The sequence below is a fragment of the Mucilaginibacter sp. OK283 genome, from assembly GCF_900110415.1.
GTDB lineage: Bacteria > Bacteroidota > Bacteroidia > Sphingobacteriales > Sphingobacteriaceae > Mucilaginibacter.
Window position 1 is genome coordinate 217,558 of sequence record NZ_FODR01000003.1, and the last position, 13,100, is coordinate 230,657.

Below are 13,100 nucleotides of genomic sequence, written 5' to 3' on the forward strand. Positions count from 1 at the left end.
GCGGCGAAGGTTTATTCCCATTGCAATAATCATCAAACTCATTTTCAAATTTTCAAATCCTCAAATTTTCAAATCGATATTAATTTTCAAATCATCCTCCCATGTTCAAAAACTACATAAAAACAGCCTGGCGCAATTTGGTCAAGAATAAGTTTTATTCGGTTATCAATATTGCGGGCTTAACGCTTGGTTTGGCTATTGGTATCCTGATACTCATTTGGGTGCAGGATGAATTAAGTTTTGATGGTTTCCATGCAAAAGCGCCGGATATTTACCGGCTGGAGTTGTTTGGCGGCACGGGCGCCAGCAGGCAGATATATAGTGTGGGCGTAGCGCCAATCGGCCCTATGGCCAAGCAGCAGTTGCCCGAGGTGAAGGAGTGTGTACGCATTTCCGGCAACTACAATTTTTCGCTGTATAAATACAAGGATAAGGTTTTTGGGGATGAGAATGCCGCCTTTACAGATCCTTCGTTTTTTTCGATGTTCGATTTTCATTTGATAAAGGGCAACGCGGGCAAGCCATTTAATGACGACAATTCAGTTGTTATTACCCAAAAAACTGCGCAAAAATTTTTCGGCAATCAGGATCCCATTGGTAAAGTCATTATTGCCGATGGGAACAAAGCCAATTTTACAGTAAGCGGCGTAATAGCTGATTTCCCTAAAAATTCCAGTATCAATTACGATATGCTGATGCCCATGAGCTTTCACGAAAAGGCGATGCTGGCAAACAAAAACGACCTGAGTAATAATTTCAGCTTTTTTAATTACGAAACCTATTTACAACTTAAACCAGGGGCTGCAACCAAAGCGCTTACAACAAAAATAAGGCAGATTCACCTTAACCATAAGGCTGATGATACCGATGCCGAATACCTGTTGCTGCCCATAGCAAAAATGCATTTGTACAATGCCGATATAAGTGATAAGGGGATATCCACCGTACGCATTTTTATAATTATAGCCCTGCTTATACTGGTTATAGCCTGTATCAACTATGTAAACCTTTCAACTGCACGGTCAATGCTACGGTCAAAAGAGATCAGTATGCGTAAAATTATCGGCGCGGCAAAAATGCAGTTGTTTATGCAGTTTATTGTAGAAACAGCGCTGTTGTTTTCATTTGCGGTCTTATTAGCCATTGGGCTGATTTTTATATTGATGCCTATGTTTAACCATTTGCTTAATAAAGAGATGGTTTTTAACCTGGCCGATTATCATGTGTGGTTAGTTTTGCTTGGCGCTATAACAGGCACGCTTGCTCTATCCAGCATTTACCCGGCTTTGCTGTTGTCATCTTTTGAGCCTTTGAAGGCTTTAAAAGGGAAGATCTCCGCAGGTCTTGGCGATGCGCTATTCCGCAAAATATTGGTGGTAACCCAGTTTGTGTTTTCGATAGTGCTCATCATCGGCACCATGGTTATTACGGGCCAGTTAAACTACATCCGGCAGAAGAATTTGGGCTATGATAAAGAGAATGTGATCAGCTTCTGGATGCGCGATATGGCGTCGCACTATGATGCGGTGAAAGCTGAATTGTTGAAGCAACCCGGCGTATTGGCCGTCACCCGGTCGAACCAAAATATAGTGCGCTTTGGAGGTTTTACAGGATGGCTGGATTGGGATGGTAAAGATCCTAAACAAAACATGATGATTCACCCCATAGCAGTAGACAAGGACATGGTGTCATTTTTTAAAATGAACCTGAAAGAGGGGACTATGTTTACCGGCTCTGTAATTGATACATCGCATTATATTTTAAACGAGGCGGCCATCAAAGAAATGGGCATGAACAACCCTATAGGCAAAAGTTTTACCATGCAAGGGGTTAAGGGCACTATCATAGGCATAGTTAAAGATTTTCATTACGCATCTATGAAAGTGAAAATTGCACCTGCCATGTTTTGGTACAAGCCCGCGTACCTAAACACCATCTACATTAAAACCACTGGTCGCGATGCGCAAAAGGCAATAAGTGCGGCCGAAAAACAATTTAAACAGTATAATGGCGAATACCCGTTTGCCTACAATTTTTTGGATGATCTTTTCAATAAAATGTACCAAAGCGAGCAGCAGGAAGGTAAGCTATTCAGCTATTTTGCAGGTATTGCTATATTTATATCATGCCTTGGCTTATTAGGTTTGGCCGCATACACCGCCCAGGTGCGTACCCGCGAAATTGGTGTACGCAAAGTGTTAGGTGCAAGTGTAAGCGGCATAGTAAGCCTGCTGGCCCGCGATTTTATTAAACTTGTCTTGATAGCTATCCTTATGGCGTCGCCGCTGGCCTGGTACGCCGTGTATAAATGGCTGCAGGATTTTGCCTATAAGATAAACGTAAGCTGGCTGGTATTTGTATTTGCCGGGTTTATGGCGATACTTATCGCATTTGCTACCATAAGTTTCCAGGCGGTTAAAGCCGCGTTGATGAACCCGGTAAAAAGTTTGAGGAGCGAATAGACGAAGGTGAAAGGTAAAGGGTTAAAGGCAAAAGGTATTGGAATGCTTTTTACCCTTTATTTTGCTCTTTCGATAGGTGGTAGCTAAAATAAGTCATGCTGGGTGGTAAAATTTCGCGAAACACTGAAGGTGGAATAACATACAAAAATAAAAGACTGTCATGCTGAGGAACGAAGCATCTATTCGCCAACTTTTCTATCGGTCATTCATAGCTGACAGATCCTTCGTTCCTCAGGATGACAGGGAAATTGGACATGTCATAAGTATAACTAATGCATGTGATTGCCGCTCTAAATCAATACCGTTTTCATACCAACAGGTTCTGTCACAAACCATCTGTTAATAAACCCGCGGATCAAATCAAGCAGCCCCTGTTTTTTTACCGGCTCAATAGCTGCTTTTTCAACAGGCAATGCATGATCGTCAGGTGCATCGCCTTCCTGCATTTCTACCAGGATACTTTCGCGGATTGCGGGGTCGCGGTTTACAATATCGTCAAGTTCGGTAAGTTCATTAAAGGTAGCTGTACCATTCTTTTGTCGTTTAATTAAAATGTCGAAACGGTCTTGCAAAAATGTACGCCGTTCCAATTGTTTGTGGTGCTTCATGGTACTTTCACTTTATTAATCTACATGGAGCAAATCAAATGCCATGCTTTTATTTATTTGTATATCAATAATTTATGTTGATTTCGGCGTTCAATATTCGTTTCGTTTTGATACATCAGATGTACGCTTTCGGGCAGTGATTTCTTGGCTACTTGCTGCAGAACAGCCATTCAAAAGAGGTGATTTCTCGCTATAGTTACCATCGTACCCTCATGAATATTCCAAAAAGAGGCACAACCAGTACTACTACTCTTTATTGAAATAAGTGAACATCTAAAAAATCCAACTTATTGTTTATTGCGTTTATATAATAAATAATAAACCATAACCAATGAGTGCCTTAGTAAACCACAGCGTAAAAACCATAGCCCAAAATATCCGTAATACCAGGATACAGTTGGCTTACTCGCAGGAATATCTTGCTGCCAAGTTGAATGTATCGCAAAATACCTATAGCAAAATTGAATTGGGCTATGTTAAACTGACCTTAGAAAGGTTTTTTAAGATTTGCCGCGTATTGGAGATCGATCCGGTCGACATTATTAATGCTGATGGCGTGGCAGCGTAAGCTGTTATCCTTGTCATCCATAACAGTGGGTTAGGTCGTGAAAAAGTCCGCTGTCTTACGTCAGGGACCCCGAAAGCCCGGGACTCGGGTAGCCCAAAGTCTAATTCATCTCCCTTACAATCCCCGCCTTATAAAAACTTGGCGTTGTACCGGCAATTTTACGGAATGCCCGGCTGAAATAATGCTGGTTGTTGAATCCGGCTTTAAAACAGGCATCGGCAATACTGCAATAAGGATTATGCAATAGCTGTTTAGCAAACTGTATCCGCTCCTTAATAATATAATCAACCGGCGAAATTCCCATTTCGTGTTTAAATGCCCTGAAAAAACTGGCCTTGCTCATGTAGGCCATCTGGCTAAGGGCATCAATGTTCAACTTTTCGGTAAGGTGGTTTTTAATGTATTGTAAAATATAAGCAAAACGGTTTCCTGTGGATAGTTGCTGCATATTATCTTGTACAATATGTAGGTTTTGCATCTGCATAATTCTAATTAACAACTCTTTTAGCGTTAAATTGGCCAGTACGTCTTTGGTTAACACATCGCCTGTACTTATGCTGATGAGCTTATTAATCAGCTGGGCCAGTTCATGATTGTTAAAAAAGTGAAATTGCTGGTAGTTAAGCTTCCATACGTCATCGGCACGGGGATAATTCTCGTTCAAAAAATCAAGCGTGCTTTTTATTTCATGATGATTAATGGCCAGGGCAGTACACTGCGAAGGGTTAAGCTCGGATGCCTCGGGGAAATCGATAGTCATGGTAACGTTGGGCGGCACAATCACGGTTTCGCCGGGCAGGTAATCAAAACCGGGCTTATCAAACAAGTGCATTACTTTTTTACCGCGCAGCATACTGGTAATAACCAGGTCATCAAAAGTAAGCGGAACCAGTTCGCTGCGCTGATAGGTTTCGTAAATATTTAGTTCGCAGTGGTTTAATGTATATGCACGGCGATTTTCTACCAGCGTGTGCAACTCACGTTTACCACTGAGGGCAAACGGAGATACCAGGTTTCTCTCGTTCATAATTGGTTTATTATTAAATAAAATTAGACATAGTAATCCGTAGTTTATAATTCATTTTAAAATTGAAATTATAATGCACCCAATTGAGAGTATAGTGCAAATGCCCGATGCAGGCCACCGCTAACTTAGCTTAACCAATTAAAAAATAAAACCATCATGAGTTTAGCCCAAAGACCATCCTTTAAGGATAAGTACGACAATTTTATTGGCGGTAAATTTGTTCCGCCTGTTAACGGCGAATATTTTGATAATATTTCGCCCATTGATGGCAAGGTTTTTACCAAAGCCGCCCGATCAACCAAAGAAGATATCGAGGCAGCTGTTGATGCCGCTACAGAGGCATTTAAAACCTGGAGTAAAACCGCGGCAACTACCCGCAGCAACTTATTACTTAAAATTGCGCAAATAATTGAAGATAACCTAAGCTACCTGGCTACGGTAGAAACCATCGATAACGGTAAAGCCATCCGTGAAACCATGGCTGCCGATTTGCCGCTATGTGTTGACCACTTCCGCTATTTTGCTGGTGCCATCCGCGCCGAGGAAAGCAGCATATCTGAGCATGACGAGTTTACTGTAAGTATTAACCTGCAGGAGCCCCTTGGCGTAGTGGGCCAGATTATTCCATGGAACTTCCCCTTACTAATGGCCACATGGAAAATAGCGCCCGCTTTAGCAGCCGGTTGTTGTGTGGTGGTAAAGCCCGCCGAGCAAACCCCAACCAGTATTATGGTGCTAATGGAACTCATTGGCGATGTTTTGCCCCCGGGTGTTTTAAACATTGTCACCGGTTTTGGCCCCGAAGCAGGCAAGCCACTGGCTACTAACCCTCGCATCAGCAAAGTTGCCTTCACCGGCGAAACCACAACCGGCAGGTTGATTATGCAGTACGCCTCAGAAAATTTAATTCCCGTCACCATGGAACTGGGCGGTAAATCGCCAAACATATTTTTTGAGTCTGTTGGCGATGCCGACGATGAGTTTTTTGATAAAGCAGTTGAGGGCGCCGTATTATTTGCCTTAAACCAGGGCGAAGTTTGTACCTGCCCATCACGTATGCTGGTGCACGAGAATATTTACGATAAGTTTATTGAACGTGTAATTGCCCGCACAAATGCCATCATTATGGGAAATCCTTTAGATTCAACTACCATGATGGGGGCTCAGGCATCTAATGATCAATATGAAAAAATTCTAAGTTACCTGGATATTGGTAAAAAAGAAGGAGCACAGGTACTGGCCGGCGGGGACGCCCAAAAGCTTCCTGACGAGTTGGGTGGGGGCTATTACATACAGCCAACCATCTTTAAAGGCCACAATAAGATGCGCATTTTCCAGGAAGAAATTTTTGGCCCGGTGGTATCGGTTACTACCTTTAAAACTACCGAAGAGGCTATTGAAATTGCCAACGATACCCTTTACGGATTAGGTGCCGGTGTGTGGACACGTGATGCCCACGAAATTTACCAGGTGCCCCGCGCTATACAGGCGGGCAGGGTTTGGGTTAACAATTACCATGCTTACCCTGCACATGCGCCCTTTGGCGGTTACAAAAAATCGGGCTTTGGCCGCGAAAATCATAAAATGATGCTGAACTACTACAGGCAAACCAAAAATATGCTGATCTCATATAATAAGAACAAACTGGGCTTCTTTTAACCCCGTAATGTTAAAGGCGACCGCAAAATGTTTGGGATTTTGCGGCGCCTTTTATTTTGTAAATTGATTTGCCATGACCAAAAGAGTATCCGTTACCCCCGAAGCCGAAAAAGTAATAGCTGAGTTAAAAGCCCGGTTTGGCGAGCTGATGTTTCACCAAAGCGGCGGCTGCTGCGATGGCTCATCGCCCATGTGTTTTGAAAAGGGCGACTTTAAAATTGGAAGCAGTGATGTGAAAATAGGAGAAGTTGCAGGCTGCGAATTTTTCATGAGTATTGATCAGTTTGAATACTGGAAGCATACGCATCTTACACTGGATGTTACCCCTGGCCGCGGCAGCAGCTTTTCTATCGAAATTCCTATGGGCATCAGGTTCATTATCCGCTCCAGGTTATTTACCGATGAAGAACTGGGCGATTTGGAGCCGGTGGAATATTTTGAATCCTGATCCGCTTTTTGTCGATTGCCTTGTTTTCTGTGTTTAATTGATAAGCGGTAGCGGTGCTTTTACCAGTTTAGCATACTTTTCATCCAGCGCGGTAACCGGCACAGTAATACTTAGCGCATTAATGGCAAAATAATTTACCGATACATAATCGTACCCTTTAAACGGCCCGTAATGATCGCCTCCAGAATCTTTCAGGATAAAAAACAGTTTGCCGCCTTTACTTTTGGCGATACCTACAATGTGAATGAGGTGATCGTCCTGCGTAATTAGGGTTTCAAATAATTGCTGCCGTAAAGGCGCGCTATACGTCATCTCTGCTGTGTCGGCATTGCCCACCCGGTAAAAACGTTTATCTTCAAATAGGGCGTAGCCTGCTTTGCCGCAGTTCCAGCCGTTGTTACTTACATCCATATCAACTACCAGCGACTGCCCTTTTTCAATGGTGGTTTTGGCAATGGCTATCAACTCATCCAACGGCACATTCAGGTAATTTTCGCGCAGCAAAAAGTTGTCGGGAATTTCCAGTGGAAAGTTTTCGTAAAAAGGGTGGTGCGTAAACGAAGTAATGGTAGCATATTGCTGCCTGTTGAACTTTAAAACCTCTTTTGCAAAACTAAGCGGGGTGTATTCTCTGCCCTCCCAGGTAAATTTAGCTGGCGGTGTACCCACAATATCATCATGCTTTTTAATAAAACCGGCCAGCCAGTTGGCATCGATGGGCTTCGTTTTAAGTACCGAATCCAGGTAGCTTTTAAGGATCTCGTCGGTTTGTTTGTTGCTTTTGTCTGAAAATTCGACACCTTTTTTACGTGTGTAAAACTCGTTGGGGATAGCGCCATATTTTTCAATCCCGTACATGGCATCATGGGCCAGCCCGCCAGCCTCGAACAAGCTTGTGCCGTTTGACAGGATATAACGTTTTGCCTTTTCAATAAACAGGTTGCGCGATGTATATAGTTCCGAAATATCGATGTCTTTTTTATCGTTCGCTATCTCTGCCGATTCAACCAGCGACGTTGTTGAAAACGACCAGCAGGTATTGGTGCCGCCCTGGTATTTTACAGATCCTGCGGCAATTTTTTTAATGGTTACCGGCTGCTGCGCATAAGCACAACCAAAAGCAGCGGCAAATAGCAGGGATAGGAAATGTTTTCTCATCTTAAATAATGGGGTAAACTACTAAAATAGGAATAAATTTTGATTGGACGAATGGCACCGGCCGATAATAACAATCCCTTGGCATCCTTTTTAAATACCTGTTTGATCGGTTTGCGATAGGTGAAATTTATTTTAACTAACAGCGGGTGCCGGCAGGGTAAAATAAAAACAGGTGCCGTTTGCCGATTCGTCATCATCTACACCTATGAGGCCACCATGCCTCAGAATGATTTCGGCACTTAAAAATAAGCCGATGCCAAACCCGGGTATGTTTTGTGGCGTTGATGTTGCCCGGTAAAATTTTTGAAACACCTTGTGATGCTCGCTTTTGGGCAGGCCTATGCCAAAATCTTTAACCTGTACTTTGGCTTCGGTCTCGTTTGCCCCTATATATACCACTATATTGGTACAATCGGGCGAGTATTTAACAGCGTTATTTACCAAATTTGTTAAAACCTGGCCAATACGGTACCTATCGGCAAATACCAGGTTTTTATTATTTGTGGCAGCCACCCGAATATTGTATTCGGGATTTATCAGCATAGCGTTGGCCGCAATTTCTTCGCCAAGGGCGTTTAAATCAAATGAATCTTTAGCTAACCTGATCTGGTTGGATAGGTTGGCCGGATCGGCCATTTCATTGAGCAACCTGGTAATCCTTTCTACCGAGCCAAGGGCCCGTTTGGCCACCTGGGTAATTTTTTCATCGCCAATGCCGGCAATAAACCTATCTAATAATTGCAAATAGCCTTTAACTGCCGATAACGGTGTTTTAAGTTCGTGCGTGGTTACATTAAAAAGCTCATCTCTTAAAAGTTCCAGGTCTTTCTTCTCCGTGATATCAACCATGGTGCCTATGATGTGTGAGGGGGCTGCCGCATCAAATAGCACTGTCCCCTTTGCATCAATCCAATGAATGGTATTATCAGGATGCCTTACCCGGTATTGCAGGCTGTAAACCCCCGCGGCAGATTGAATAGCCTCAATAATTGCTTCGGGCATTAGCGGCCTGTCATCGGGCAGGATACAGTTCAATAACTTATCATAATCCAATGTATCGTTTTCGCCGATGCCGATGTTGGTTTTACATTTAGAGGTGCAGTTGAGGGTGTAACTGGCCAGGTCAAGTTCCCAAAAACCTAATTGAACCTGGTCGAGCGCTATTTTCAGATGCTCTTGGGTTACCTTGATAGACGGCTCTTTGTAGGCTAACATTGACGACATAATGGTTACTTTGATAATTGGATAAGGCTAACAAGTTAAGCAATAGCTTTTGTATTTAATGTAATTTGTTTAAGCGCCTGCATTTAAGGGCAGGGTAAAGCAAAAGCGACTGCCTTTATCCGGTTCGCTTTCGATATTGAAAGTACCGTTATGTTTTTTAATGATCTCGGCAGCAATATAAAGCCCCAAACCTATACCCTGGTAAAGCATTGCCGTTTTGCTTACCCGGTAAAATCGCTGAAACAGCTGATCTATATCTTCTTTGGCTATTCCAATACCAAAATCTTCCACAATTACCATAACTCTGTCTCCTGATATTTCGGCTTTAACCAGTATTTTATCAGCTTCAGGTGAGTATTTGATGGCATTATTTAGCAGGTTTACCATTACCTGTTCTATCCTGAACTGGTCGCCAAGGTATTTTATGCCGACTGAGTTTTCCAGCACAATCCGGTGCCTGTCTGATGTTAGCTGAACATTAGCAATACTGTGGGTAAGGGCATCGGTAAAATTAAATTCGGCGATGTTTAAATCTATCAATCCGGCATTTATCCGGGTAACGTCAAGCAAATCTTCAATTAACCGCTCCAGGCGTTTAATGCTGTGGTTGGCATTTAAAATGAAAGAATAGGTTTTGCCGGCCTTATCGGCTGTTTTTTCCAGTAACTGGTTAATGGCTTTGATATTGGTTAGCGGGGTTTTAAACTCATGGCTTACCATGTTAAAAAACTCATCTTTTTTGGCCTCGGCGGCGGCGCGTCGTTCTTTTTCCTGCTTTTGTACCTGTATTTCCCTGTTGGCAATAATCAACTCGGCGGCGCGCTTGCCTTTTTCTTCGTCCTGAAAGTCGAGTTCTTTAAGTGCGGCCAGTAATTCTGCAGCGCGTTTTTCCTTTTCTTCATCCTGTAAATCAAGTTCAATATTGGCAATAATCAATTCGGCTGCACGCTTGCCTTTTTCTTTGTTTTGATAAACAAGTTCTTTGTTGGCTATAATTAGTTCATTTGCCCGTTTTTCTTTTTCCAGGTTCTGATAAATAAGCTCTTCGTTGGCTATAATTAATTCGTTGGCCCGTTTTTCTTTCTCCAGGTTTTGATAAATGAGTTCGGTATTGGCTATAATTAATTCGGCCGCCCGTTTTTCTTTCTCCTGATTTTGGAAAATCAGTTCGGTATTGGCCAATATCAATTCGGCGGCTCGTTTCTCTTTTTCCTTGTTCTGAAAACTGAGTTGGGCATAAGCAATCACCAGTTCGGCAGCCCGTTTTTCTTTTTCTTCGTTCTGAAAATCAAGCTCCTTGTTGGCAATTAGCAATTCTTCGGCGCGCTTCCTTTTTTCAACGTTCTGAAAATCAAGTTCAATATTGGCTATAATCAGTTCGGCGGCCCGTTTCCTTTTTTCTTCGTTTTGAAAATCAAGCTCGATGTTGGCAATAGTTAGTTCGGCTACAACTTTTCCTTTCGCCGTGTTTTGCAGCTCAAGTTCAATGAGGGCCAGGTTTAAATCGGCGGCGAGTTTTTCGTTTTCCTGGTGTTGGATTAACAATTCCTTGTTGGCAACAATTAATTGTTCCGATAGCTTCTTTATTTCCATATCACGGGCCGACAGTGCCATTGTTTTAATGAGATACCATCGCCGTCCGGACAGGTAGATGTTTGTAAAATGCAGTAAGCTGATTTTGAGTTGCTAAGCTTAAAAAAACCGGATGAATACAATAGTACGGATAAAAGCCCTAATTGTTTGAGGATAATATTAAGAAATTAAGTTAAAACAGAAACCGCCATTATAAAATACTTAGCTAAGACATACTGTCTGGTGCCCGCCCCGGGTTTACACATTATTTAAATATCGTTCGCTAATAATAACATAACAATTTGATAAAACAGCGCATGCCGACTACCTACTTAGCTGCGCTATATTTGCGGCTAAATTTAATCGCTGTATTGTTTATTAAAGATTTGACGGCCGACTGGTTTGTATCGTTTTCTGCGGAGAGCAGATGAGAAGATGAATACGGCACCGGTTATACATCAATGTAAATCCTGATAGCCATATCAAGGCAATTATAAGTTTTTGCAGAATTTGCCCGGGTGCAGGAAGCTTTTACCTTTGTCAACTATAACAAAGCAAGTGTAAGGGTTACCGGCGGTTAGGTGTAATGGTCACGAGCCATAACAGTGATTTTATGATGAAGCGGAGTTAAAAAGAGCGTAAGGATTGTTAAAAGATAAAATAGAATAACATGATAAGAATGGTTGTTTTTGATATGGCTGGTACTACCGTTGACGAAGATAACGTGGTATATAAAACGCTTCGGACAGCGATAAACCAGGCCGGTTATAACTTTAGCCTTGATGAGGTATTAGCGCAGGGCGCAGGTAAAGAAAAACGGCAGGCCATAAAAAGTATTTTGCAGGTTTATACAGGCACAGAAGACGATAGCCTTACCGATAGCATTTATGCGAATTTTATAGCTCAACTGGCTGATGCTTATGCTGCTTTAAATGTACTGCCGCAGCCCAATGCCACAGATTTATTTGGCGCTTTAAGCGAAAAAAATATCCTGGTAGTTTTAAACACAGGTTACAACCGCAAAACCGCTCAATCATTGGTTGCCAAATTAGGATGGGAAGAAGGTGTGGAATTTGACTTGCTGGTTACCGCCGACGATGTTGACAAAAACCGTCCTAATCCGGACATGATTTGGTTTGCTATGAAACATTTCGGGATTACTGATGGCCGGGAAGTAGCAAAAGTTGGCGATTCGATCATCGATATCGAAGAAGGCCGCAACGCAGGCTGCTTACTAAATGTTGGCATTACTACGGGTGCGCATACCTTACAACAATTGCAATCGGCCAATCCGGAAGGCATCATTGATAATTTGCTGGAGTTACTGCCCCTGGTTGATGCAGTTAAGTAAACGGTGAAAACGAATAATTCATATATAGCATAGTGGCGAAGCAATCTGCGTTCACGTTTTGCCACTAAATCCATCTACACCAAACTAAATAACCATCCTGGCTGTTGCTTCATCAACATGAAAAAACTAATTGTTTTTGACCTGGATGGAACTCTTGCCGAAAGTAAGGCCGCGATAGATGCCGAAATGGCCAAATTATTTTCGGCACTCTTGGATGTGGCCAAAGTTGCCATTATATCTGGCGGCGGCTGGCCCCAGTTTGAAAAGCAGGTAATTGCCCACCTGCCTAAAGGTACAAAGCTGGCAAAACTTTCAATTCTGCCTACCTGTGGTACCAAATTTTATCAATATAAGCCCGCTGGCTGGAAAAAGATATATTCGGAGGATTTTACTGCCGACGAAAAGAAAAAGATCGTCAGTTCGCTGAACGAAGCTGTTGAAAAATCCGGTTTTAAAGCCGAAAAAATTTGGGGCGAACAGGTAGAGGACCGCGACAGCCAGATCACTTTTTCGGCCCTGGGCCAAAAAGCTCCGCTCGAACCTAAAAAAGCCTGGGACCCCGATTTTAAAAAGCGCAAAAAAATTAAGACTATACTGGATAAGCTGATCCCGGATTTTGCCGTGAACCTGGGTGGCGCTACCTCCATTGATATTACAAAGCCCGGAATAGATAAAGCCTACGGAATGCACAAGCTGCACAATATACTCAAGATACCTATTAGCCAAATGCTGTTTATGGGCGATGCCTTGTTTGATGGCGGTAACGATTACCCGGCCCGCACTACCGGCGCCGATTGCATACAGGTGCGCGATCCGGAGGAAACAAAAAGGGTGATTGAGGGTGTGGTGGCCTGTTTGAAAAAATAGGATCACAAGTTTAATTCAACAGCTATTTTGATCAACTGGCAATTTTTGCAGATTTGATATGCCCGGACATTCTGCACCTTTCAACAAAGCAATTTGAGCTTTACAACAAAATGTGGCCCCGGTGTTCTCCCGATATTTGTATTAACAAACAAATAA

Annotated in this window: 11 protein-coding genes; 6 read left to right on the forward strand and 5 right to left on the reverse strand. The window is 42.7% G+C overall.

Annotated elements, in window-relative coordinates:
• The first annotated feature begins 101 nt into the window (after positions 1-101).
• A complete protein-coding gene (locus tag BMX56_RS09075) occupies positions 102-2,462 on the forward strand; it encodes an ABC transporter permease (RefSeq protein WP_090644864.1) in 2,361 nt (786 codons plus the stop codon).
• Positions 2,463-2,752: 290 nt separating this feature from the next.
• Here BMX56_RS09075 and BMX56_RS09080 read toward each other — a convergent pair whose 3' ends face one another.
• Complete coding sequence (locus BMX56_RS09080; protein ID WP_090644867.1) at positions 2,753-3,070, reverse strand: hypothetical protein; 318 nt, start codon at positions 3,068-3,070, stop codon at positions 2,753-2,755.
• A gap of 331 nt (positions 3,071-3,401) precedes the next feature.
• Here BMX56_RS09080 and BMX56_RS09085 point away from each other — a divergent pair, with 331 nt between their 5' ends.
• Positions 3,402-3,638, forward strand: a complete 237-nt coding sequence (locus BMX56_RS09085; protein ID WP_090644870.1) for a helix-turn-helix domain-containing protein — start codon at positions 3,402-3,404, stop codon at positions 3,636-3,638.
• Positions 3,639-3,738: 100 nt separating this feature from the next.
• Here BMX56_RS09085 and BMX56_RS09090 read toward each other — a convergent pair whose 3' ends face one another.
• Complete coding sequence (locus BMX56_RS09090; RefSeq protein ID WP_090644873.1) at positions 3,739-4,665, reverse strand: AraC family transcriptional regulator; 927 nt, start codon at positions 4,663-4,665, stop codon at positions 3,739-3,741.
• Positions 4,666-4,821: 156 nt separating this feature from the next.
• Here BMX56_RS09090 and BMX56_RS09095 point away from each other — a divergent pair, with 156 nt between their 5' ends.
• Positions 4,822-6,324, forward strand: coding sequence for an aldehyde dehydrogenase family protein (locus tag BMX56_RS09095; protein ID WP_090644876.1), 1,503 nt, complete (start codon positions 4,822-4,824; stop codon positions 6,322-6,324).
• A gap of 73 nt (positions 6,325-6,397) precedes the next feature.
• A complete protein-coding gene (locus tag BMX56_RS09100; protein WP_090644879.1) occupies positions 6,398-6,772 on the forward strand; it encodes a DUF779 domain-containing protein in 375 nt (124 codons plus the stop codon).
• 33 nt (positions 6,773-6,805) lie between these two features.
• Here BMX56_RS09100 and BMX56_RS09105 read toward each other — a convergent pair whose 3' ends face one another.
• The 3 genes from BMX56_RS09105 to BMX56_RS09115 form a co-directional block, all read right to left on the reverse strand.
• Positions 6,806-7,930: a C1 family peptidase gene (locus BMX56_RS09105; RefSeq protein ID WP_090644882.1), complete on the reverse strand. Its 1,125-nt coding sequence runs from the start codon at positions 7,928-7,930 to the stop codon at positions 6,806-6,808.
• 132 nt (positions 7,931-8,062) lie between these two features.
• On the reverse strand, positions 8,063-9,154 hold the full coding sequence (locus BMX56_RS09110; protein WP_090644885.1) for a PAS domain-containing sensor histidine kinase: 1,092 nt from the start codon (positions 9,152-9,154) through the stop codon (positions 8,063-8,065).
• 69 nt (positions 9,155-9,223) lie between these two features.
• Positions 9,224-10,768, reverse strand: coding sequence for a sensor histidine kinase (locus BMX56_RS09115; RefSeq protein ID WP_090644888.1), 1,545 nt, complete (start codon positions 10,766-10,768; stop codon positions 9,224-9,226).
• Between the two features lie 628 nt (positions 10,769-11,396).
• Here BMX56_RS09115 and BMX56_RS09120 point away from each other — a divergent pair.
• Positions 11,397-12,077, forward strand: coding sequence for a phosphonatase-like hydrolase (locus tag BMX56_RS09120; RefSeq protein ID WP_090644892.1), 681 nt, complete (start codon positions 11,397-11,399; stop codon positions 12,075-12,077).
• 117 nt (positions 12,078-12,194) lie between these two features.
• Complete coding sequence (locus tag BMX56_RS09125) at positions 12,195-12,944, forward strand: HAD-IIB family hydrolase (protein WP_090644895.1); 750 nt, start codon at positions 12,195-12,197, stop codon at positions 12,942-12,944.
• Positions 12,945-13,100: the final 156 nt, after the last annotated feature.